This is a genomic window from Halorubrum sp. Atlit-26R (assembly GCF_003666015.1).
Lineage (GTDB): Archaea > Halobacteriota > Halobacteria > Halobacteriales > Haloferacaceae > Halorubrum.
Genome location: NZ_QPLT01000534.1, coordinates 1 through 442, shown reverse-complemented (window position 1 = coordinate 442; position 442 = coordinate 1). Strand labels below are relative to the sequence as shown.

The window sequence follows — 442 nt, the reverse complement described above, 5'->3', positions numbered from 1 at the left end:
GAGTACGATTATATCAAACTATCGGTGACGACGTTGTTTCGTGAATATTTCAACTCGCCCTGAAGTCTGGAACGGTGACACCGAGTGGCGGATTCACAGCCCATCCGGGCGGGTTTGAGGCCGAGCTCACGGACAAGCCCCACCCTCAACGAGCGAAGTCAGTAGACTGAGCGAAGTAGGGTGGGGTCGTTGACGCCCTCTGGATCGTCACCGGATCGAGAGCACACTTTTATTCGGTCATCGCACGACTACCGACGCAATGAGCGACAACCGTTCTCTCCTCTCTACACTCGATCTGACCGAGTACGAAGAACAAGCCCTCGAGACGCTCATCATCACCGGGCAAACGACCGCCCCAGATCTCTCCGAAGCAACGGGGATCCCGAAAGCGCGCATCTACGGCGTCCTCGATTCGCTGGCAGACGACGGCTACATCACGGTC

The 442-nt window shown here is 57.0% G+C and carries 1 protein-coding gene and 1 pseudogene; both read left to right on the top strand.

The window, feature by feature from the left end; translation table 11 throughout:
- Positions 1-50: 50 nt before the first annotated feature.
- Positions 51-170: pseudogene (locus DVK07_RS24565) on the top strand (transposase); the annotation flags it as partial.
- Positions 171-259: 89 nt separating this feature from the next.
- On the top strand, positions 260-442 hold a 183-nt coding region (locus tag DVK07_RS21810), incomplete at its 3' end, for a helix-turn-helix domain-containing protein (RefSeq protein ID WP_147441345.1).